This is a genomic window from Streptomyces griseoaurantiacus, assembly GCF_036189845.1.
GTDB classification, from domain to species: Bacteria; Actinomycetota; Actinomycetes; order Streptomycetales; family Streptomycetaceae; genus Streptomyces; species Streptomyces griseoaurantiacus.
Genome location: NZ_CP108326.1, coordinates 779,310 through 799,515, shown reverse-complemented (window position 1 = coordinate 799,515; position 20,206 = coordinate 779,310). Strand labels below are relative to the sequence as shown.

General features: G+C 72.8%; 21 protein-coding genes. 12 read left to right on the top strand and 9 right to left on the bottom strand.

From position 1 onward, the window contains the following. Positions 1-196 precede the first annotated feature (196 nt). From OHB09_RS03685 to OHB09_RS03670, 4 genes are all read left to right on the top strand, one after another. Positions 197-1,594: a DUF6421 family protein gene (locus OHB09_RS03685; RefSeq protein WP_006144426.1), complete on the top strand. Its 1,398-nt coding sequence runs from the start codon at positions 197-199 to the stop codon at positions 1,592-1,594. A 35-nt stretch (positions 1,595-1,629) separates the two neighbouring features. Next, positions 1,630-2,385: an SDR family oxidoreductase gene (locus OHB09_RS03680; RefSeq protein ID WP_191852735.1), complete on the top strand. Its 756-nt coding sequence runs from the start codon at positions 1,630-1,632 to the stop codon at positions 2,383-2,385. 44 nt (positions 2,386-2,429) lie between these two features. Next, on the top strand, positions 2,430-3,500 hold the full coding sequence (locus OHB09_RS03675; RefSeq protein ID WP_167794527.1) for a threonine aldolase family protein: 1,071 nt from the start codon (positions 2,430-2,432) through the stop codon (positions 3,498-3,500). Between the two features lie 86 nt (positions 3,501-3,586). Then, positions 3,587-4,177 (top strand): transglutaminase-like domain-containing protein, encoded by a 591-nt coding sequence (locus OHB09_RS03670; protein WP_093590177.1) that lies wholly within the window; start codon positions 3,587-3,589, stop codon positions 4,175-4,177. A 31-nt stretch (positions 4,178-4,208) separates the two neighbouring features. On the opposite strand, the gene OHB09_RS03665 is transcribed toward OHB09_RS03670, so the two are convergent. Further along, positions 4,209-4,937: a lysophospholipid acyltransferase family protein gene (locus OHB09_RS03665; RefSeq protein WP_040897269.1), complete on the bottom strand. Its 729-nt coding sequence runs from the start codon at positions 4,935-4,937 to the stop codon at positions 4,209-4,211. Positions 4,938-5,189: 252 nt separating this feature from the next. On the opposite strand from OHB09_RS03665, the gene OHB09_RS03660 reads away from it, so the two are divergent. The 4 genes from OHB09_RS03660 (at position 5,190) to OHB09_RS03645 (ending at position 8,336) form a co-directional block, all read left to right on the top strand. After that, complete coding sequence (locus OHB09_RS03660; RefSeq protein ID WP_309486361.1) at positions 5,190-5,582, top strand: TlpA family protein disulfide reductase; 393 nt, start codon at positions 5,190-5,192, stop codon at positions 5,580-5,582. Positions 5,583-5,811: 229 nt separating this feature from the next. Then, on the top strand, positions 5,812-6,321 hold the full coding sequence (locus OHB09_RS03655) for a flavin reductase family protein (protein ID WP_093590772.1): 510 nt from the start codon (positions 5,812-5,814) through the stop codon (positions 6,319-6,321). 211 nt (positions 6,322-6,532) lie between these two features. Next, complete coding sequence (locus tag OHB09_RS03650; protein ID WP_093590183.1) at positions 6,533-7,318, top strand: electron transfer flavoprotein subunit beta/FixA family protein; 786 nt, start codon at positions 6,533-6,535, stop codon at positions 7,316-7,318. Between the two features lie 55 nt (positions 7,319-7,373). Continuing rightward, positions 7,374-8,336: an electron transfer flavoprotein subunit alpha/FixB family protein gene (locus OHB09_RS03645; RefSeq protein ID WP_319349864.1), complete on the top strand. Its 963-nt coding sequence runs from the start codon at positions 7,374-7,376 to the stop codon at positions 8,334-8,336. Here OHB09_RS03645 and OHB09_RS03640 read toward each other — a convergent pair. Next, positions 8,317-8,775, bottom strand: coding sequence for a methionine biosynthesis protein MetW (locus OHB09_RS03640; RefSeq protein ID WP_328729955.1), 459 nt, complete (start codon positions 8,773-8,775; stop codon positions 8,317-8,319). The genes OHB09_RS03645 and OHB09_RS03640 overlap by 20 nt on opposite strands. Positions 8,776-8,784: 9 nt before the next feature. Next, on the bottom strand, positions 8,785-9,312 hold the full coding sequence (locus OHB09_RS03635) for an ArsR/SmtB family transcription factor (protein ID WP_093590186.1): 528 nt from the start codon (positions 9,310-9,312) through the stop codon (positions 8,785-8,787). A 101-nt stretch (positions 9,313-9,413) separates the two neighbouring features. Here OHB09_RS03635 and OHB09_RS03630 point away from each other — a divergent pair, with 101 nt between their 5' ends. Next, complete coding sequence (locus OHB09_RS03630; RefSeq protein WP_328729957.1) at positions 9,414-10,622, top strand: MFS transporter; 1,209 nt, start codon at positions 9,414-9,416, stop codon at positions 10,620-10,622. A gap of 23 nt (positions 10,623-10,645) precedes the next feature. Here OHB09_RS03630 and OHB09_RS03625 read toward each other — a convergent pair whose 3' ends face one another. The 5 genes from OHB09_RS03625 to OHB09_RS03605 all read right to left on the bottom strand — a co-directional run bounded on the left by OHB09_RS03625 (position 10,646) and on the right by OHB09_RS03605 (position 14,642). Then, positions 10,646-10,825 carry a hypothetical protein gene (locus OHB09_RS03625; RefSeq protein ID WP_006144442.1) on the bottom strand — a complete coding sequence of 60 codons (180 nt, stop codon included), beginning with the start codon at positions 10,823-10,825 and terminating at the stop codon, positions 10,646-10,648. 88 nt (positions 10,826-10,913) lie between these two features. Continuing rightward, on the bottom strand, positions 10,914-11,675 hold the full coding sequence (locus OHB09_RS03620) for a hypothetical protein (protein WP_093590189.1): 762 nt from the start codon (positions 11,673-11,675) through the stop codon (positions 10,914-10,916). Next, positions 11,672-12,217 (bottom strand): sigma-70 family RNA polymerase sigma factor, encoded by a 546-nt coding sequence (locus tag OHB09_RS03615; RefSeq protein WP_093590192.1) that lies wholly within the window; start codon positions 12,215-12,217, stop codon positions 11,672-11,674. The genes OHB09_RS03620 and OHB09_RS03615 overlap by 4 nt, the downstream gene beginning before the upstream one ends. 435 nt (positions 12,218-12,652) lie before the next feature. Continuing rightward, positions 12,653-13,393 carry a 3-keto-5-aminohexanoate cleavage protein gene (locus OHB09_RS03610; RefSeq protein ID WP_328921600.1) on the bottom strand — a complete coding sequence of 247 codons (741 nt, stop codon included), beginning with the start codon at positions 13,391-13,393 and terminating at the stop codon, positions 12,653-12,655. A gap of 199 nt (positions 13,394-13,592) precedes the next feature. Then, entirely contained in the window at positions 13,593-14,642 is a 1,050-nt protein-coding gene (locus tag OHB09_RS03605; protein ID WP_040897419.1) for a LacI family DNA-binding transcriptional regulator, read from the bottom strand. 202 nt (positions 14,643-14,844) lie between these two features. Here OHB09_RS03605 and OHB09_RS03600 point away from each other — a divergent pair, with 202 nt between their 5' ends. Next, entirely contained in the window at positions 14,845-15,798 is a 954-nt protein-coding gene (locus OHB09_RS03600) for an ROK family protein (RefSeq protein ID WP_006144451.1), read from the top strand. 518 nt (positions 15,799-16,316) lie between these two features. Here OHB09_RS03600 and OHB09_RS03595 read toward each other — a convergent pair. Next, positions 16,317-18,323: an NPCBM/NEW2 domain-containing protein gene (locus OHB09_RS03595; RefSeq protein ID WP_407077356.1), complete on the bottom strand. Its 2,007-nt coding sequence runs from the start codon at positions 18,321-18,323 to the stop codon at positions 16,317-16,319. A 342-nt stretch (positions 18,324-18,665) separates the two neighbouring features. Here OHB09_RS03595 and OHB09_RS03590 point away from each other — a divergent pair, with 342 nt between their 5' ends. Further along, positions 18,666-18,863 (top strand): hypothetical protein, encoded by a 198-nt coding sequence (locus OHB09_RS03590; protein WP_234527383.1) that lies wholly within the window; start codon positions 18,666-18,668, stop codon positions 18,861-18,863. A 181-nt stretch (positions 18,864-19,044) separates the two neighbouring features. Then, entirely contained in the window at positions 19,045-20,085 is a 1,041-nt protein-coding gene (locus OHB09_RS03585; protein WP_006144454.1) for an NUDIX hydrolase, read from the top strand. Positions 20,086-20,206: the final 121 nt, after the last annotated feature.

The following is a 20,206-nucleotide window of genomic DNA, read 5'->3' as shown; positions in this document are numbered from 1 at the left end:
AGGGGCCGCGCGGTTCCCTCACACGGCGGCCACATGTGCCGAAGTAGTCGTTTGAAAGACCGCAGACGGGAAAAACGACGGTTGAGGCGGGGGTTGCGCCGCACGATTTGCCGCGGGTGCCCTTGCTGGGAGAAACCGCCGGGGCTTACGGTGTCTCCACGGTTCGTGCCAAAGCTTCTCCCGTGAAGGATGGGTCATGACGGAAATTCTTGTGCCAGTGGGTTCGGAGGGGGTAGTTCCTCCGCAGGACAAGGTGGTGGACCACCCTGCCTGGCCCGTGCTCAAGGATGCCGTGGAGCAGATCCGGCCATGGCAGTCCAAGGACGGGTCGATCGACTTCGAGGCCGAGGGCGCCCCCTCCCTCGCCGAGGCCCGCGCCGCCGTCCGTCGCGTCACCGAGGCCGTGCGCGAGCTGTCCCCCCTGCTCCCGCACGACACCGCGTACCACCGGGCGCTGGTGGAGGACCTCGACCGCTGGGCCGAGGGCGGTTTCGAGGTGCCCGACTTCCTCGACTCGCTGCTGGCCTTCCGCCCCGCCGCCGACCGCCGCGACGGCCTGCAGCACCTGGTCGTCTTCCCGATGTACACGCAGAACGGCAACCCGGACCGCAACCTGGAGGCGGTCGTGCTGCGCATGGTCTGGCCCGACTGGCTGGCCGAGCTGGAGCGCACCCGGTACGACAATCCGCTGTTCTGTGGCATCACCTTCGAGGACTTCACGGCCGGCTACGACACCAACTCGGCCGTCCTCTTTCCGGAGACGATCGCCGTGCGCGAGGCGCCGGAACGTTTCTCCTGGGGTGGCATCTTCTGCGACCGCGAGGCCGCCCGCTTCCGCCGCGTCACCGCCGCGGCCGTCGACCTGCTGGGCATGGAGCTGCCCGAGGACATCGCCGCCATGGTCCACGACCAGAAGCGCTGCGAGGAGGCGTTCGTCCTGTGGGACATGGTCCACGACCGCACCCACAGCCACGGCGACCTGCCCTTCGACCCGTTCATGATCAAGCAGCGCCAGCCCTTCTGGATGTACGGCCTGGAGGAGCTGCGCTGCGACCTCACGGCCTTCCGCGAGGCCGTGAAGCTGCAGGCCGACGGCGTCCCGCAGGCGCGCGACGTGCAGTACGCGGTGCTGTTCGACCGCATGTTCCGCTTCCCGGTCACCGGCGCGCGGGTGCGCAACTACGACGGCCTCGGCGGCCAGCTCCTCTTCGCCTACCTGCACAAGCACGACGTCGTCCGCTGGACCGACAACAAGCTGTCCATCGACTGGGAGCGCGCCCCGCAGGTCACCAACGACCTGTGCGCCGAGATCGAGAAGCTCTACCGGGACGGCATAGACCGCCCCAAGCTCGTGCACTGGTTCGCCGGCTACGAGCTGGTCTCCACCTACCTCTCCCCGCACCCGGGTTCGAAGTGGGCGCGGGGCCCCGAGGCGCTGGACCTGAGCCTGCCGCCGCGCAAGCTCGTCGACGACGTGCTGCCGGACGAGTTTCCGCTGAGCATGTTCTATGAGGCGCTGTCCAAGAAGCTGAAGAACGTGATTGCCTCGACCAAGGGCATCACGGCGGACACCGCCGAGCGGATCGCCGCGTGAGCGACCGCACCACCACTGCTCAGGAGGCGAAGATCATGGGGAACGGGGCCAATGGAGCTCTCAGCGGTGCGGTGATCGCGGTGGCGGGCGCGGGCGGCGCCGCCGGCCGGGCGACACTGCTGCGACTGGCGGGCGCGGGCGCGACCGTCGTCGCCTCGGACAACGATCCCGAACGGCTCGCGGAGGCCGTCGACGCGGCGAGCTTCGCCAGCGGCGGCGCCACCGTCACCGGCGACACCGTCGACCTGCTCGACCTGCAGTCCACGCACGAGTGGGCCGCGCACATCGAGAAGGACTTCGGCCGGGTCGACGGACTCGTCCACCTCGTCGGCGGCTGGCGGGGCAGCGAGACCTTCACCAAGACCAGCCTCGACGACTGGGACTTCCTGGAGCTGCTGCTGGTGCGCACCGTCCAGCACACCTCCCTCGCCTTCCACGAGGCACTCCAGCGCAGCGACCGCGGCCGCTACGTCCTGATCAGCGCCGCCGGCGCCACCCGGCCCACCGCCGGCAACGCCGCCTACGCCGCCGCCAAGGCCGCCGCCGAGGCGTGGACGCTGGCCATGGCCGACTACTTCAGCAAGGCGGGGGGCCCGGACGGGCCGACCTCGGCGGCTGGAATCCTGGTGGTCAAGGCGTTGGTGCACGAGGCCATGCGCGCCGACCGGCCCAACGCGAAGTTCGCGGGCTTCACGGACGTCGAGGACCTGGCCGAGGCCATCGCCGGCATCTGGCAGAAGTCCGCCGCCGAAGTGAACGGAAACCGTCTGTGGCTGACCGAGAAGCCGTGATCCCTTCCCGGACCGATGCCGTACCCCCCGCCCGCGCCGATGCCGTGAACCCTCCGAGGACCGACGCGCGCCGCCGTCACGATCCGGAGGTGCGCGGCTTCGCCAGCGACAACTACGCCGGGGTTCACCCGGAGGTGCTCGCCGCGCTGGCCGTGGCCAACGGCGGGCACCAGGTGTCGTACGGCGAGGACGACTACACCGAGCACCTGCAACACGTGATCCGCGGCCATTTCGGTCCCACGGCCGAGGCCTTCCCGGTCTTCAACGGCACCGGCGCCAACGTCGTCGCGCTCCAGGCGGTCACCGACCGCTGGGGCGCGGTGATCTGCGCCGAGAGCGCGCACATCAACGTCGACGAGGGCGGGGCACCCGAGCGGGTCGGCGGGCTGAAGCTGCTCACCGTGCCCACCCCGGACGGCAAGCTCACCCCCGAGCTGATCGACCGGCAGGCCTACGGCTGGGACGACGAGCACCGGGCGATGCCGCAGGTCGTCTCGCTGACCCAGAGCACCGAACTCGGCACGCTCTACACGCCCGAGGAGATCCGGGCGATCTGCGCGCACGCCCACGCCCGCGGCATGGTGGTCCACGTGGACGGCTCCCGCCTGGCGAACGCCGCCGCCTCGCTGGACGTCCCCATGCGGACGTTCACCAACGCCGTCGGCGTCGACCTGCTCTCGCTCGGCGGGACGAAGAACGGCGCGCTGTTCGGCGAGGCGGTCGTCGTCATCAACCGGGACGCCGTGCGACACATGAAGCACCTGCGCAAGCTGTCGATGCAGCTCGCCTCCAAGATGCGCTTCATATCGGTGCAGTTGGAGGCGCTGCTCGCGAAGGACCTGTGGCTGCGCAACGCCCGGCACTCCAACGAGATGGCCCAGCGCCTCGCCGAGGGCGTCCGCGCGGTGCACGGGGTGGAGATCCTTCATCCCGTGCAGGCCAACGCGGTCTTCGCGCGGCTCCCGCACGAGGTGACCGAGCGGCTGCAGCAGCGCTTCCGGTTCTACTTCTGGGACGAGTCGGCCGGTGACGTGCGCTGGATGTGCTCCTTCGACACCACGGCGGACGACGTCGACGCGTTCGTCGCCGCGGTGAAGGAGGAGATGGCACGGTAGCCACCACCTCGAATATTCTGCATAGGTATGCGGTCACTCGTAAAGTCATTGACTCGGGAGTGATCGCTTTCCTATGCTCCCGGGGCATGCAGCTCATCCAGGAAAACCCTGATCTCTCCGCGTATCTCGCCGCCGACGAGGTCATCGACCATGACCACCCGCAGGTGCGGCGGACGGCGGCGCGACTCGCGGGGGAGGTAGCGGACTCGTATGCCTATGCGCAGGCCGCCTACGAGTTCGTGCGCGACACCATTCCCCACTCGGCGGACTCCGGGGACCCGCGCGTCACCTGGCGCGCCTCCGACGTCCTGGAACGGCGCACCGGCATCTGCTACGCCAAGGCACACGCCCTGGCCGCGCTGCTGCGCGCGGAGGACATCCCGACCGCGCTGTGCTACCAGCGTCTCGTCTCCGAGGGGGGCGGACACGCCGTGCACGGGCTGGTCGCGGTCCGCTTCCACGGTGCCTGGCACCGGCAGGACCCGCGCGGCAACAAGCCCGGAGTGGACGCCCGGTTCTCACTGGACGGCGAGCGGCTCGCCTGGGTCCCGGACCCCTCGGCCGGCGAGGAGGACCATCCCCTGCTGTACGCGGCACCGCACCCGGCGGTCCTGGCCGCGCTGCGCGGCGCCCCCGACCGGGCCCGGCTGTGGCGGAGCCTGCCCGACGCCCTCTGAGGGGCGCGGGCGGCGTGGAACCCTCGGCCGCTCAGCGGGCCTCGGCGGCGCGCAGCGCCTCCTGCGTCGGCGCGGTGCCGCCCAGGTGCGCGGGTACCCACCAGGTGTCCTCGGGGCCCTTGGGGCGCACCGGGTAGGCGCGCTGGGCGGCCTCCAGGAGCTCCTGGACGCGCTCGCGCAGCCGTCGGGTGAGCACCCCGGCGTACTGGTCGCGCGCGGCCTCGACGGCCTCGCCGACCCGGATGGTGATGGGGATGTGGCTGCGCTTGAAGTTGCGCGGTTGGCCCTTGGTCCACAGCCGCTGCGTGCCCCACAGCGCCACCGGGACGAGCGGCACCCCCGCGTCCTGTGCCAGCCGGGCCGCGCCGGTCTTGAAGCCCTTCAGCGTGAACGACTGCGAGATCGTGGCCTCGGGGAAGATCCCGACCACCTCGCCGGAGCGCAGGGAGTTCAGGGCGTGCTCGTAGGCGGCCTCGCCCTGCTCGCGGTCGACGGGGATGTGCCGCATTCCCCGCATCAGCGGGCCGGAGATCTTGTGCCGGAACACCGAGTCCTTCGCCATGAACCGGACGAGGCGCTTCTGCGGACGGGCGGCCAGACCGGCGAAGACGAAGTCCAGGTAGCTGATGTGATTGCTCACCAGTACAGCCCCACCCGTCCGCGGGATGTTCTCCGAGCCCTGGCAGTCGATCTTCAGGTCCCACGCCTTGAACAGCGTGCGGGCGAAACCGATGACGGGGCGGTAGACCAACTCTGCCATGGGACGGGGTGGCCCCTTCCTGCTCTGCCGGGGAAGGGACTCCCGGCACTAAGTTACGCAGCCGTAGGTTTGCGGCTCTCGCAGATCGTGCCCCAAGAACGGGCGGGGAACCAGCCCTGGTGCCCGCGCGCGGCGAGATTCTCGTCACGTGACCGGATCGGTGTGTCGACACATCGGCATATCTATGTACGGAAGGGGCGGCGAGACCACGACGGGACGCCGGTGCCCGCGGGGAATCCGGACGGCCCGTCGGTGGTTGCCCACAGGGCGGCGGGGAGCCGTCGGGCGAGGGAACGGCGGAGACGGGAGGACCGGGTGCACGGGCAGAACGGCGGGAGACGGCTGGACGCGGACCGGCTGGGGCGGGAGTTGGGGGAGCGGGCCACGCTCGTGCAGTTCTCCACCGCGTTCTGCGCACCCTGCCGGGCCACCCGGAGGGTCCTCGACGAGGTCGCCGGGATGGTGCCGGGCGTGGTCCACGTCGAGATCGACGCCGAGAAGCACCTCGACCTCGTACGGGACCTGGAGGTGGAGTCGACGCCCACCGTTCTCGTCCTCGACGCCTCCGGACGTGTCGTACGGCGGGCCGCGGGGCAGCCGCGTCGGGTGGACGTGATCGCGGCGCTCGGCGAGGCGGTCGGGTGACGGGATGCCGTTCGGGGCGGTCGCGGGCGGCAGGGGCGTACTTGACTGCGCGCGCCCCCTTTCGTCAGCCTGACAGCATGTCGACGGATCTCCTTCCCGCCGGACGCGGACCCTCCCGCGCCGCCCGGGGCCTGAGCAGCACGCGTTGTCCGGGCTGTTGACCGGTCACGGACCCGTGCGCCCCGCCTCCCAGAAGGACGATTCCTTGACGACCCCCACCCCCTCCTCCGTGACGGCCCGGTCCGCCCTCGGCACCGCCCGGCCCGGCTCCCCCGATCTGCTCCGGTCCGTCTTCCGGCGGCACGCGGCCGGGGTCGCCGTCGTCACCGCGCGGGGCGGCGCGGGGCCGGTCGGCTTCACCGCCACCTCACTCACCTCCGTCTCCGCCGAGCCGCCGCTCGTCTCGTTCGGCATCAGCACCGGATCCTCGAGCTGGCCGACCGTCGCCGAGGCCGGGCATGTGGGCGTGCACATACTCGGCGAGCACCAGCGGGAGCTGGCCGGCACCTTCGCCCGCAGCGGAGCCGACCGCTTCGGCGCGCCCACCGGGTGGCACGAGGGGCCCGAGGGAGTGCCGGTCCTGGACGGCGTCCTGGCCTGGCTGGTGTGCCGGGTGGTGACACTGATCCCGGCGGGGGACCACCGCATCGTCGTGGCCGAGGCCGCCGTGGGGGACTCCTCGGTCGAGGGCCTCCCCCTCGTCCACCACCAGGGCCGTTTCACGGGCCTGCGGGACTGAACCACCCCCGGTCCGGGGCCTCCTGCGCCGCTTGAGCGGCGTTGTTCAGGTCACAGTTCAAAGCGCTTGCTCAGCGGGCACATTCTCGATGTACTGACGAGTAATATTTCGTTCGGGACGCGGTTCGTCCCGACCGGGATCGGCCGCTCCGGGCGCCTATGCTGCCTGGAAGAAGGCAGACCGGAAATGACGATGCAGTAGGAGAGCCGGCGTGAGCTTGAGGATCGTTGTCACTGTGAAGTACGTGCCCGACGCCACCGGCGACCGGCACTTCGCCGATGACCTGACCGTCGACCGGGACGACGTGGACGGTCTGCTCTCCGAGCTCGACGAATACGCCGTCGAGCAGGCGCTGCAGATCGCCGACGACGCCGACGACGCCGAGGTCACCGTTCTCACCGTCGGCCCCGAGGACGCCAAGGACGCCCTGCGCAAGGCGCTGTCCATGGGCGCCGACAAGGGCATCCACGTCGAGGACGACGACCTGCACGGCACCGACGCGATCGGAACCTCCCTGGTGCTCGCCAAGGCCATCGAGAAGGCCGGCTACGACCTCGTGGTCTCCGGCATGGCCTCCACCGACGGCACCATGGGCATCGTGCCCGCGCTCGTCGCCGAGCGGCTCGGCGTGCCGCAGGTGACCCTGCTCTCCGAGGTCTCCGTCGAGGACGGTGTGGTCACCGGACGCCGTGACGGCGACACCGCCTCCGAACAGCTCCAGGCCTCCCTGCCCGCCGTCGTGTCGGTCACCGACCAGTCCGGCGAGGCCCGTTACCCCTCCTTCAAGGGCATCATGGCGGCCAAGAAGAAGCCGGTGGAGTCCTGGGACCTGTCCGACCTCGGCATCGAGGCCGAGGAGGTCGGCCTGGACGGCGCGTACACCGTCGTCGAGTCGGCGGCCGAGCGTCCCGCCCGCACCGCCGGAAAGATCGTCACGGACGAGGGCGAGGGCGGCAAGCAGCTCGCCGAGTACCTCGCGAGCCAGAAGTTCATCTGAGGACGCCTCCTCACCGCCCCGCAGACTTCGCAATTCCGCAAGGAGATCCGTTCCCATGGCTGAAGTTCTCGTCTACGTCGATCACGTGGACGGCGCCGTCCGCAAGCCGACCCTGGAGCTGCTGACCCTGGCCCGCCGCATCGGCGAGCCGGTCGCCGTCGCGCTGGGCAACGGCGCCGGTGACACCGCCTCCGCGCTCGCCGAGCACGGCGCGGTCAAGGTCCTCACCGACGAGGCCGCCGAGTACGCCGATTACCTCGTCGTCCCCAAGGTCGACGCCCTCCAGGCCGCCGTCGCCGCCGTGTCCCCGGCCGCCGTCCTGGTGCCCTCCTCCACCGAGGGCAAGGAGATCGCGGCCCGCCTCGCGCTGCGCCTGGGCTCGGGCGTCATCACCGACGCCGTCGACCTGGAGGCCGGCGGGGAGGGCCCGGTGGCCACCCAGTCGGTGTTCGCCGCCTCCTACACCACCAAGTCCCGCGTCTCCAAGGGCACCCCGGTCATCACCGTCAAGCCGAACTCGGCCGCCGTGGAGGCCGCCCCGGCCGCCGGGACCGTCGAGACCCTCTCGGTGACCTTCTCGGAGCAGGCCACCGGCACGAAGGTCACCTCGCGCACCGCACGTGAGTCGACCGGGCGCCCGGAGCTCACCGAGGCCGCGATCGTCGTCTCCGGCGGCCGTGGCGTGAACGGCGCGGAGAACTTCTCGCTCATCGAGGGGCTCGCCGACTCCCTCGGCGCGGCCGTCGGCGCCTCGCGTGCCGCAGTCGACGCCGGGTGGTACCCGCACTCCAACCAGGTCGGCCAGACCGGCAAGTCCGTCTCGCCGCAGCTGTACATCGCCAACGGCATCTCCGGGGCGATCCAGCACCGGGCCGGCATGCAGACCTCGAAGACGATCGTCGCCGTCAACAAGGACGCCGAGGCCCCGATCTTCGACCTGGTCGACTACGGCGTCGTCGGCGACCTCTTCGCCGTCGTCCCGCAGCTCACGGAGGAGATCAAGGCGCGCAAGGGCTGACCCGCCCGGCGGGCCCCACGCCCTCCGCCGCATGCCCGAGGCCCCCGCCACCGTCCCCAGGACGGCGGCGGGGGCCTCTGCGCGTCGGTGGGTGGTCACCGGTGTCCGGTGTCGGCGATGGCGGCCACCGCAGTCGCGTCGTCACCAGGTGGACGGTGAAGACGCAGGGCACCTGCCCGTCCGGCGTCGTGCCAGTGTCAGGGAGTGCGCGGACAGGTCCACCCCCGCGAGCCGCCCGCCGGGCGAGCAGTTCCAGCAGACGGCCGTCGCCGCAGCCTAGGTCCAGCACCCGCCCGGCGGCCGCCACCCGGTCGCCCAGGATCTCGTAGCTCGACCTGCCGTCGGGAGCACGCCCCGCCCCGAACGCCTCCGCGGTCACCGCCGGGTGCTCGGCATGGGAAGCCTGCAGCAACGCCTCCTGCGGTGCGGTGGCCGTCATCCGGTCGACCTATGACGCCGGCCCGCTGCCGGGCGGCGCCTCCCGCAGGGGGAACGCCATCAGGCTCACGCCCACGGGCACGGTTCCGGGCGTGTGTGGCGGCCGGGCGGCGTCATGGAGGTCGGCCGCGATCTCGGCCAGGCGCCGCGCGGCCGTGTCCCACGCCTCCGGTGCCACCCACAGTTCCGCGTCGACCGTCACCCCCCTGCCGTCCGGGTTCCGGCGCGCGGCGCGTTCCTGGAGGGTGTGGGAGAGGGCCGCCGCCAGCATCCGGGCCCCGTCGTGACGATCGGAGAGCGGGGAGCCGTGGACGGTGCGGTAGCGGCGCTCGCGGCCTCCGCGGCGGGTGCGTTCCTCGGCCAGTTCCACGAGGCCCACGGCGGCGAGAGTACGCAGGTGCCGACTGGCCAGGGCATGTGAGACGTCCAGCTCACGGGCGAGTTCGGCGGCGGACATGGGGCCGGGCCACATGAGCGTGAGCATGCGCAGGCGCAGCGGGTGGGCGAGTGCCCTCAGGGCGGGGTCCGCGTCGGTCACAGCAGTCAGTAAAGCGCATGCCCGCACCCTGCCGGCCTACCACCAACCAGTTCGTTGGGGGTAGGGTCCCCCCTCGGGGACGACCGGGCCAGGGGGTGGGCATGTCCGTGGGGCTGTTCACGGTGCTGAGGGACCGCAATGCTCGTGTCTATCTGACGGGAGTGATCGTCTCCGGCTTCGGGGACTCGGCCATGCTTCTCGCCTCCGGGGTCTGGGTGAAGGAACTCACCGGCTCGGACGGTCTGGCCGCTCTGGTGGGTTTCTGCGCCTGGGCGCCGGTCCTCGCGGGACCCCTCCTCGGCAACCTCGCCGACCGCACGCGCCGCAGGACCCTCCTGATCGCCACGAGTCTCGTGCTGGCCGTCGTCATGACGGCACCGGCCGCGGTCCGCTCCCCGGGAGACGTGTGGCTGCTCTTCACCGTGCTGACCCTGGTCGGCGCCGGAACGGTGCTCACGGACGCCGCCGAGACCGCGCTGATCGCCTCCGCCGTTCCGGGTGAACTGCGCGGCGATTTCAACGGCCTGGTCCGGAGCGCGGTCGAGAGCACCAGTCTGCTCGGCCCGTTGCTCGGCGCCGGTCTCTTCACCCTCCTCGGCGGCCCGGCCGTCGCCCTGCTGAACGCCCTGTCCTTCCTGCTGGCCGCGGCGGCGTTCTGGCTGATCCGCACGCGCGAAACGGCGCCCGTACGCCGGCCACGGGGCAGTTGGGCCGCCGAGACCGTCGAAGGCGTCCGCCACCTGTGGCGGCACCCGACGCTGCGGCCTCTGGTCGTCGCGGGCGGCTGCGCCATGGTGGCCTCGGGGCTCAGCAGCACGGCGACCTACGCCCTGCTCGACACCGGACTGCGGCGACCCGCGGCCTTCGCCGGCGTGCTCACCTCCGTGCAGGGGCTCGGCTCGGTCGTCGGCGGCCTGACCGCCGGGGCGTTCCTGCGCCGCCTCCCGGTCCACCTCCTGTCGGCGCTCGGACTCACGCTGTTCGCCCTGGGGGCGCTGGCCCGCGGCACCGGCCTCCTTCCCGTGGTCGTGCTGGGCAGCCTGCTCATCGGCCTGGGCCTGCCCTGGCCGCTCATCGGCGCGCTGACCACGGTGCAGAAGGAGACACCGGAGGACCTGCTCGGACGGGTGGCTGCGACCGCGAACACGCTGGTCTTCGCGCCGACCGGGCTCGCCCTCCTCGCGGGAACGGCATTGGTCACCACCGTCGACTACAGGGTGCAGCTGCTCGCGGCCGCAGGGCTCGGCGTGACGGTGGCGGCGCTGCTCGCCGTCAGGGGCCGTCCGGCACCGTTCCGCCCGCCGACCTGAGCGCCGATCGCCGGCCGCGTGGCTCAGGCGCCTCGGCGGATCCACCAGAAGACGAGACCGACGGTGCCGGCGCCGGCACCGTAGGCGGCGCCTCGGACGGCGCTGAGGAGGAGGGTGTCGCGGCGTCGGCGGAGCCAGGCGGAGGCCCGGGTGAGGCGGCCGGGGCCGCGTGGCGCGGGAGCATCGGGTCGGGGCTCGTTCATGGCGGCGCTTTCTCGTGTGGACGGGTACTGCCCGGGGCCGGCGGGCGGCCGGAGAGCTTCCCTTCCCTCCGGCTGCCCGCCGACGGGGTCAGTGGGGTGCGGTGAGGTGCTGGATGCGGTCGGGCAGCCGGCTGTCGGGTCGGCAGACCAGGCCGTCCTCACCGTGCCGGTCGGCCATCGCCTCGTACCGTTCCTGCAGGTGGCGAACGGGGAGGGGGCCCGGCGAGCGGTGCCGCGTGCAGTAGGCGGTGAAGGACTCGACGGCGTTGACCAGGTCACGGGTGTAGTCGTTCGGCGGTCCGTCGAACCAGTCCTGGGCATCGCGATCGCGCAGGGCGCTCATCTGCCGCTTCCAGAAGGCCGCTTCGCGGGTCTCGCCCTGGCTGAGGTGATGCAGGTGCAGGCAGTAGGCGGCGCCGGTGTGCTCGGCGCCGGCGGCGAGCTGCCACCAGAACACCGCGCTCTCCGGGTGGCCCGCGAGGTGCAGGACGCAGGCGAAGACGTGGACACCGTGGACGTCGACGGGCAGCCACTCGGTGAAGTCGTCCGGAGCGGGCTCGCCGGTGCCGTCGTCGCCTATCAGCGCGGCGAGTTCCCCGACGTGTCCGGCAGCACCGGCCTCGGTGACGATCCAGCGGGAGATCACGTCGAGCCTGCGGCGGGCACGGGCGAGGGCCGGCCGCGGGGCCGGCGCGAGCGGGACCAACCCGGCGCCGGCGGCCAGCCGGCGCAGTCCCTCACCGGCGTCGAAGGGACGACGTGCCTCACGGACGCCCGGATCCGCCTCGCGGAGCCGCTCGGTCCAGACCGCGTCGGCGTCGGCCGGACGATTGTTCCACGGGGGTGTCACCGGTTTCCCTCCCTCTGTTCCGCCGGCGTCCCCGGCTTCGGCCCGCGCTGGTTGTGGTAGACGGGCGCCAGGCGTTCGCGCGCCTTGCGGCAGTGGTGGTCCACGGTGCTCGCGGTGATGCCGAGGTACCAGCCGGTCTTCCGGCTGCTGTAGTGCAGGACGTACCGCAGGATGATCACGTCGAGCTGACGCTGCGGCAGCTTCAGCAGGGCCGGGTAGAGGCCGATGCTGCTCGGCATCGCGCCGATCCCCTCGCGGGCCGTGCTCAGCGCCTCGTCGCCGACCACCCGCCGCAGGATGCTCCACGTCTGCTGGGGGAGGTTCGCCTCGCTGAGCAGCGCCTCCCAGTTCAGCAGCACCTCCAGGAAGGCGCGGTGCACCGCGCGTTCGGCGGCGTCGTTGATGCCGAGCCGGTACAGCGCGTAGGAGTGCCACGCCTCCTGGTTCATCAGGTAGTGCGCCTCGAAGTCCAGCGGCAGGGGGAGTGGCGCCTGCGTGGCGGAACCGGGGCCCTCGTCGGCCCGGTGGACGTCTTCGTGCATGGGTCCTCTTCGTTGAGGGATGTCGGTGACCCGGCGTGCGCCGGTGACGGTCACTCAATCGGCCCCGCGCCCGGTTCGCGCATGCATGCGACCTGCGATGTGACTGTAGGAATTTCAACAGTCGCTGGCCGTCAACAGGGGGCAGGGTGCGGAGTCCTCCTTGAGCTGCGGCGTCGGCACCCGGGAGGGGGTGCGCGACAGGTGCGCCAACGCTCGCGGAGTGACGCGAGTCACAAACGGAACCCATGCGTTCTCGGCCACAACCGTGCGAACCGGCCACCTCTCCGCGTCCGTCGGCCCCAGGCATCCGCCTGATTCGGCTTGTCGCGCCCCGCGCTCGCCGAGATCCCGTGATCCGACGATGCGAGGTGAGCGGGTGGCCGGGAGCGGGGCGCGGCCCGGACCCGCGGCCCGCACCCGGCCCGGCCCGGTGCCTCAGGGGGCGAGGCGCCCGCGGCCTCGACGCAGGATCTGCCGGGCCGCCGTCACCAGGGGGGCGTTGCCCTCGGCGGGAGCACCGTTCGGCAGGGTGAGTGAGTCCTCGATGCCGATGCGGGCGTCGAGCCCGAGCTCCGCGGCCGTCTCCAGCACGGTCCAGGCGGTGTCCTCCTCGCCGTGCAGCAGCACGGGGGCCGAGGTCGCCGACGTCAGCCGTCCGGCCATGGCGCGGGCCTCCGCCGCGGCCCGCCCGGCGGGTGCGCCGATGACCTCGGCCAGCAGGCGCAGGGCCAGGCCGGCGAACGGGGAGGACAGATAGGCGTCCGGCCCCCGGGTGCCGGAGAACAGCCCGGCCTCGATGCCGACACCGCGCTCCAGCAGGGCGTGGGCGACGAGATCGGCGCCGTCCTCGTGCCAGTTGACCGAGGCGTGGTCGGGCAGGGTCGTCCAGGAGCCGATCAGGCGCGCACGACGGGCGGGGTCGGGCTCGATCCACTCCCCGGTCGTCACCCCGACGGGGACATTCGGGCCGACGGCCTCGCGCGCGGCCTGCAGCACGTCCTGGACGGCCACGGGATCGAGGGTTTCCGCCCCGCGGTGGTCGCGCGGGTGCAGATGGATGTCGGCCGCTCCCGCGTCGACGGCCCGGCGCGCCTCGGCCGCCAACTCCCCGGCGCCCACGGGCACCCAGGGACTCTCCTCGGGGCGGCGCGTTCCGTTCAGACGGGCTTGCAGCATGCGTGGCACTCTCCCACGACGGAGTGACCGGCCCGGCGTGGAGCGACGTGGGGCATGACGCGGCGACCGGCCCCACGGCGGAGCGACTTGGAGCATGACGGGGCGCGTGGCGACGGTGCGAGCCGGAGTGTCCGCGCGTACGCCGGGGTGCGCCCCCGCGCGAGACCTGCGCGGTCCGACGCATCGCGGCCCGGGAGGCTCAGGGTGCCGGGGGCAGTTCGCCGGAACCGCGCTGGATCAGCCGGGTCGGCAGGTCGATCCGTTCCGGGCCGAGAGGGCCGCCGTCGAGTTGCCGGAAGAGGCGTTCGGCGGCCGTGCGGCCCAGCGCGGCGGCGTCCTGGGCGACGACGGTGACGCCCGGCCGGAGCAGGTCGGCGAGCTCGAAGTCGTCGAAGCCGACCAGGGCGACCGGGCGGCCGGTCTCCGCGAGGACCCGGACGACGGTCACGGTGACGCGGTTGTTGCCCGCGAAGATCGCCGTCACCGGGGAGGGCCCGGCCAGCATCTCCTCGGCGGCCCGCCGCACCCGCTCCGGGTCGGTGACGCCGAGCGACATCCACGTGTCCGCGACCGCTATCCCGGCGTCCTCCATGGCCGCCCGGTAACCGCGCAGACGTTCGGCGGCGGTGTGGATGCGGGGCATGTCGCCGATGAAGCCGATCCGGCGATGGCCGTGGGCGATGAGGTGTGCGACGCCGTCGCGGGCCCCTCCGAAGCTGTCGGAGAGGACGACGTCGGCGTCGATGCGGCCGGCCGGGCGGTCCACGAACACCGTGGCCACGCCCGCCTTCAGCTCCGGCTCCAGGTAGCGGTGGTCGTCCCCGGCGGGGATCACGACGAGTCCGTCCACGCGCCGCGCGCACAGCGCGAGCACCAGTTCCTGTTCGCGCTCCGGGTCCTCCGCGCTGGAGCCGTTGATCAGCAGCGCGCCGTGGGCCCGTGCCACCTCCTCCACCGCGCGGCTGAGCGGACCGTAGAACGGGTCGGCCAAGTCCTCCAGGACGAGTCCGATGCTCGCCGTACGGCCCTTGCGCAGCACCCGGGCGCTGTCGTTGCGCCGGAAGCCCAGCGCGTCGATGGCCTCCTGGACGCGCCGTTCGGTGTCCGGGGTCACCCCGGGCTCGCCGTTGACTACGCGTGAAACGGTCTTCAGACCGACTCCGGCACGCGCCGCGACGTCCTTCATGGTCGGGCGGTTGCCGTAGCGGCTGGCCGCGATGCGGTCTCCTCGGCGGGCGGTCTCGGGCACGATGCGCTGTCCTGTCCTGTCGTCCACGGGCTCCGGCACGGTTCCTGTTCGCACCCGGGATGCGTCGGTCCATGGGGTTGTATGAGGATGTGGCGTCGAGCATAGAGCCTGGACAACGTTGTCAGATGCGGGAGAGACTGTCCACCGCAATCTCCGGCCTGCGCTTTCCCGCCGATACGAACACTGGGGAGACCACACACTGATGCACACCGACCTCGTGGCCGCGCTCGACATCGGAGGCACCAAGATCGCAGGTGCGCTGGTGGACGGCCATGGCCGGATACTGCTGCGCGCACAGGTGGCCACGCCCGCGCAGGAGGACGGCGACACCGTGATGGGGGCCGTCGCACAGGTCCTCGGCGAGCTGACCGCCTCGCCGCGGTGGGGCGAGGCGCGGGCCGTGGGCATCGGCAGCGCGGGTCCCGTGGACGCCTCCGCGGGCACGGTCAGCCCCGTCAACGTGCCGGGCTGGCGCGGCTACCCGCTGGTCGAGCGGGTCCGGGCGGCGACCGGAGGGCTGCCGGTCTCCCTGATCGGCGACGGGGTCGCCATCACGGCCGCCGAGCACTGGCAGGGCGCGGCGCGCGGCCACGACAACGCGCTGTGCATGGTGGTCTCCACGGGCGTCGGCGGCGGACTGGTGCTCGGCGGACGCCTGCACCCCGGGCCGACCGGGAACGCCGGGCACATCGGGCACATCAGCGTCGACCTCGACGGTGACGCGTGTCCGTGCGGGGCGCGCGGGTGCGTGGAGCGCATCGCGAGCGGACCGAACATCGCGCGGCGCGCGGTGGAGCGGGGCTGGCGGCCGGGGCCGGACGGCGACGCCTCGGCCGCGGCGGTGGCCGCGGCGGCGGTGGCGGGGGACCCGGTGGCGGCCGCCTCCTTCGAACGGGCGGCGCAGGCGCTGGCCGCGGGGATCGCGGCGACGGCGACCCTCGTCGAGATCGACATCGCGGTGATCGGCGGGGGCGTGGCGAAGGCGGGCGAGGTGTTGTTCGCTCCCCTGCGAAGGGCACTGACGGACTACGCGACGCTGTCGTTCGTACAGGGCCTGGAGGTGGTGCCGGCCCGGATGGGCACCGACGCGGGCCTGGTGGGCGCGGCGGCCGCGGCCCTGACGGGCGTGGAGAGGGAGACGGTGGCGGGCGTGTAGCCGGCCCGCCGTCCGGACCGGGCGCGGGGGCCCGGCCGTCATGGGGCCCCGGCCCCGAACGGAACCCCGGCCCTCTCGGCCGGGCGGAGCGCCGTGTCGCGCGGGGTCCTCCGGTCCCCGTGCGGGTCCCTCCGGCCCAGTGAGGTTGCCCCGGGCCCGTGCGGGCCCCGGCCCTCTCGCCGGCCGGATCGCCGTGTCGTGCGGGTTCCCCTGACCCCGCATGCGGGTCCTCGGGCCTCATGCGGGTCCCCGGGCCTTGTGCGGATCCTCGGCGCTCATACGGATCCCCGGGCCCCGTGCGGGTCCCCCCGCCCCCGTGCGGTCCCTCCGGCCCCCGTGCGGTCCCTCCGGCCCTCGTGCGGTCCCTCCGGCCCTCGTGGGCCCTCGTGCGGAACGGGCTTGCCGGGGGACCGTAGGACGGGGGGACCATGGGGCGGGGGGACCGGAGGACGGGAGCAGGGGGACCCGTGCGCCCACGGCCCCGTAGGGCCCCGTGCGAGGCCCGGACCGGCCCCGGGTCAGCAGTGCAGCCGGGCCTCCGCCCAGTCGGCGTGGTCGGAGTCGACGCCGTCCCCCGCGTCGCCCACGACCAGCCGGACGACCTCCGCCCCGCTCACATCGGCCGAGAGCGACCGCGCCGGCATCGCGTTGGTCATCGTCCCCGTCGAGGCGACCTCCTTGCCGTCCGCCAGGACGGCGAACGTCACCGAGCCCCGGTCCCCCTTCTCGTCGTCCACGCCGACCTCCGCCGTGATCCGCTCGCAGCGCTTCGCGGCGTAGAACTCCACCGCGCTCTCGGCGTGCACGCCGAGCCCGGTCCCGTACACCACCCCGCCGATCGTGAGCGGGTGCCCGTCGCCCGCCGCGTCCTCGCCGTTGCTGGTGTCGCGTTCGACGGGCCCGTACCCGTTCACCGTGGACAGCCACGGCAGGTCCCCCAGGGACGAGGTGCCCGCCGGCGGCGGCACGGCCACGGTCGCCCTCACCGGGACCGCCGTCCGCACCCGCGCCCCCGTCGGCGACCGGTAGGCCGCGCGCACCGTGAGGTCGTACGCCCCCGTCGCCGCCCCCTCGGGCACGCTCACCCGCCAGGAGGTGCGCAGCGGGTGACCGTTCCTCAGTACGGCCGTCCGCGTCGGTGACTGCGCCCGCACCGTCCAGCCCTCGGGTGCGTCGAGCGACACGGAGGCGTCCAGGGCGGGTGTGCGGCCGAGGCCGCCGAGGACCGACGTGAGGTCGGCCGTGCCACCCGCCCGCGTCAGCGTGGAGCCCTCCAGGCCGAGTTCGGCGGCGGGCGGGTACTGCGCCCAGCGCCCGTCGGCCGCGACGCGCAGGAGCACCGTGCCGTGCGCGGGCACCGTCGCCGCGAGCGTGCCCGCGCTGTTCCGGGTCTCGTGCCGCCACAGGTCCCGCACCGTGTAACCGGCGGCCCGGGGCAGCCCGACGGCGGCGGCGGTCGTCGCGACGCGCTGTGCGCCGCCGCTCTCGTTGAACAGTGCCACCGCCCTGCTGCCGTCCTTCATCTCCTTGGCGACGACCCAGCGCCCGCCCTCGGAGGAGACGACCGTGCCCTGCCTGCCGAGCGGGTCCTGGTCGACGGCGAGAACCTCCTTGTTGCCGAGGATGCCGAAGGTGGCGTCGGAGGCGGTGCGCAGGTCCGCACCGATGAGCAGCGGCGCCGCCATGACCGACCACATCGAGAAGTGGGTGCGGTACTCGGTGTCCGTCATGCCCCCGTTGCCGACCTCCAGCATGTCCGGGTCGTTCCAGTGCCCGGGCCCGGCGTACGGGGCGAGGGGCAGGTTCTTCTTGAGGATCGACAGCATCGAGCCCCAGCTGTCGTCGATGTCCCCGGTGGTGCGCCAGAGTTGGCCGAGGTCCGCCGCCCACTCCCAGGGCCTGTTCTCGCCCCACTCGCAGATGCTGTAGACGATCGGGCGGCCGGTGGCCCGCAGCGCGTCGCGCATGGTGGTGTACCGCTGCTTCGCGTCCACCCCCTGGTTATTGCAGTTGTCGTACTTGAGATAGTCCACGCCCCAGTCGGCGAACTGCCGGGCGTCGCTGTACTCGTGCCCCAGGGCGCCCGGGAAACCGGCGCTGTTGCAGGTCTTGGTGCCCGCGCTCGTGTAGATGCCGAGCTTGAGGCCCTTGGCGTGCACGTAGTCGGCGACCGCCTTGATGCCGTGCGGGAAGCGCGCCGGATCGGGCACGAGGTGCCCGTCCGCGTCGCGGGCGGGCAGGGCCCAGCAGTCGTCGAGGTTGACGTACTGGTATCCGGCGTCCCTCAGGCCCTTCTCGACGAAGATGTCGGCGATCCCCTCGACCATCTTCTCGTCGAACTCGGCCCGGCAGTGCGTCGAGTTCCAGTTGTTGAAGCCCATGGGCGGGGTCGCGGCAAGCCCGCCGGCGGCGGGTGCGGCGGGTGAGACGGGTGCGGCAGTGGTGGCCGCGGCGGGTGGTGCGGACGAGACCATGGGGGCGGCGGTGGCCGGTGGTGCCGTCAGGACGGCCGCGCCGAGCAGCATGCCCACGACCGGCAGGCCCACGGCTCCTCTCCTGCGGACTCGGGTCGCACGGGATCGAGCCGTACGGGATCGGGCAGTGGTACCGGACAGGTGACGCATCGTGATGTTCGCTCCGTCCTTGCCGGGTGCGGTGGGGGATGAGGTGGCCCGACGGCGCCTCGAGGCGGCGTCGGGCGCGGGGGACACGGGGATGCGATGGGGTGACGTGGTTTGCATGTTCGCGTCAATGCGAACCTGTGCGATCACGGTAGACCGTGTGCGACTGTGTCGGAAGCGTGCCGACACGGTTCGGTCGATCACCTCTCGGCGTGACCTTCGGCGCCCCGCGCAGTTGAGACGGGCATGAAGAAGCGCAGCATGCTCGCCATCGCCTCCCTGGCCACCGGGTTCGTCGTCGCGGCGATCTCGCCCTCGCACTCCGCCGACCAGGGCCTCCTCGGCGGCCTCACCATGGACGACACCCTCAGCGCCGTCGACCACACCACTCTGAGTCACGACAGCCTGAGCCCGGCCGAAGACGCCCCCGAGGACCGCGGCTGATCCACCGCCCCCGCGGCATGGCGCCGGTGCCCCACCCGGGCACCGGCGCCGTCGTGCGCGCGGGGCGCGGGGCGGGCCATGGAGGAGCATCCCGCCGGGGGCCGGTTTCCGTGGCGGTGCTGGTTTCCGTGGCAGGGTGGAGCGGGCAAGCCTCAGGGGGCCGAACAGAAGAGGGGGAAACGTGATCGTCTGGGTCAACGGCGCGTTCGGTGCGGGCAAGTCCACGACCGCACGCGAACTGATCGACCTGATCCCGAACAGCACGCTCTTCGACCCCGAGGTCATCGGGGGCGCGCTCACGCACCTGCTGCCGCCCAAACACCTCGCCGAGGTCGGTGACTTCCAGGACCTGCCGATCTGGCGCCGGCTCGTGGTGGACACCGCCGCCGCGATGCTCGCCGAACTGGGCGGCGTCCTCGTCGTGCCGATGACCCTGCTGCGCCAGGAGTACCGCGACGAGATCTTCGGCGGCCTCGCCTCCCGGCGCATTCCGGTGCGCCATGTGCTGCTCGCCCCGGCCGAAACGATTTTGCGCGAGCGAATAGCCGGGCGGGAGATCCCGCCGGACCTTCCCGACGGCGAGATGCGCGTCACCCAGTGGGCGCTGGACCACATCGAGCCCTACCGGGCCGCCCTCGCCTCCTGGCTCACCGCCGACGCCCACACCGTCGACACCAGCTCCCTCACGCCCCGCGAGGCCGCCCTGCGGATCGCCGAGGGGGTGCGCACCGGGGACGTACCGGTGCGCGACATCGTGCAGACCCCCGAACCGACCGCCGAGACGCTCGCCGCGGGCGTCCTCCTCTTCGACGAACAGGACAGGGTGCTGCTCGTCGACCCCACCTACAAGCCCGGCTGGGAGTTCCCCGGCGGCGTCGTCGAGCCGGGGGAGGCCCCGGCCCGGGCGGGGGTGCGCGAGGTCGCCGAGGAGACGGGGATACGGCTCACCGGCGTGCCCCGGCTGCTCCTCGCCGACTGGGAGCGGCCCGACCCGCCCGGGTACGGCGGTCTGCGGCTGCTCTTCGACGGCGGCCGTCTCGACCTAGGCGAGCGGGGCCGGCTGCTGCTGCCCGGCCCGGAACTGCGCGCATGGCGTTTCGTCACCGAGGACGAGGCCGCCGACCTTCTGCCGCCGGTGCGTTACGCCCGCCTGCGCTGGGCCCTGCGCGCCCGCGAGCGGGACACGGTTCTCTATCTGGAGGCGGGCACGCCGGTGGGCTGACGGCGGGGCACCCCGGCAGGCTGCGCGCCACACGGGTACGGCATTTCCTCCGGCTCGGGCGCCGAGAGCCCCGCGGACGCGCGTACGGCGGCCGCCACCGCACGCGCCGGGGTCCGACGGC

What these genes read in the sequence shown, in the direction of transcription:
- OHB09_RS03685 (WP_006144426.1), top strand. Translation starts at nt 197, where the DNA reads ATGACGGAAATTCTTGTGCCAGTGGGTTCGGAGGGGGTAGTTCCTCCG.
- OHB09_RS03595 (WP_407077356.1), bottom strand. Translation starts at nt 18,323, where the DNA reads ATGCTGCTCGGCGCGGCCGTCCTGACGGCACCACCGGCCACCGCCGCC.
- OHB09_RS03640 (WP_328729955.1), bottom strand. Translation starts at nt 8,775, where the DNA reads ATGACGGCCACCGCACCGCAGGAGGCGTTGCTGCAGGCTTCCCATGCC.
- OHB09_RS03680 (WP_191852735.1), top strand. Translation starts at nt 1,630, where the DNA reads ATGGGGAACGGGGCCAATGGAGCTCTCAGCGGTGCGGTGATCGCGGTG.
- OHB09_RS03670 (WP_093590177.1), top strand. Translation starts at nt 3,587, where the DNA reads ATGCAGCTCATCCAGGAAAACCCTGATCTCTCCGCGTATCTCGCCGCC.
- OHB09_RS03600 (WP_006144451.1), top strand. Translation starts at nt 14,845, where the DNA reads ATGCACACCGACCTCGTGGCCGCGCTCGACATCGGAGGCACCAAGATC.
- OHB09_RS03615 (WP_093590192.1), bottom strand. Translation starts at nt 12,217, where the DNA reads ATGCACGAAGACGTCCACCGGGCCGACGAGGGCCCCGGTTCCGCCACG.
- OHB09_RS03610 (WP_328921600.1), bottom strand. Translation starts at nt 13,393, where the DNA reads ATGCTGCAAGCCCGTCTGAACGGAACGCGCCGCCCCGAGGAGAGTCCC.
- OHB09_RS03590 (WP_234527383.1), top strand. Translation starts at nt 18,666, where the DNA reads ATGAAGAAGCGCAGCATGCTCGCCATCGCCTCCCTGGCCACCGGGTTC.
- OHB09_RS03630 (WP_328729957.1), top strand. Translation starts at nt 9,414, where the DNA reads ATGTCCGTGGGGCTGTTCACGGTGCTGAGGGACCGCAATGCTCGTGTC.
- OHB09_RS03645 (WP_319349864.1), top strand. Translation starts at nt 7,374, where the DNA reads ATGGCTGAAGTTCTCGTCTACGTCGATCACGTGGACGGCGCCGTCCGC.
- OHB09_RS03665 (WP_040897269.1), bottom strand. Translation starts at nt 4,937, where the DNA reads ATGGCAGAGTTGGTCTACCGCCCCGTCATCGGTTTCGCCCGCACGCTG.
- OHB09_RS03625 (WP_006144442.1), bottom strand. Translation starts at nt 10,825, where the DNA reads ATGAACGAGCCCCGACCCGATGCTCCCGCGCCACGCGGCCCCGGCCGC.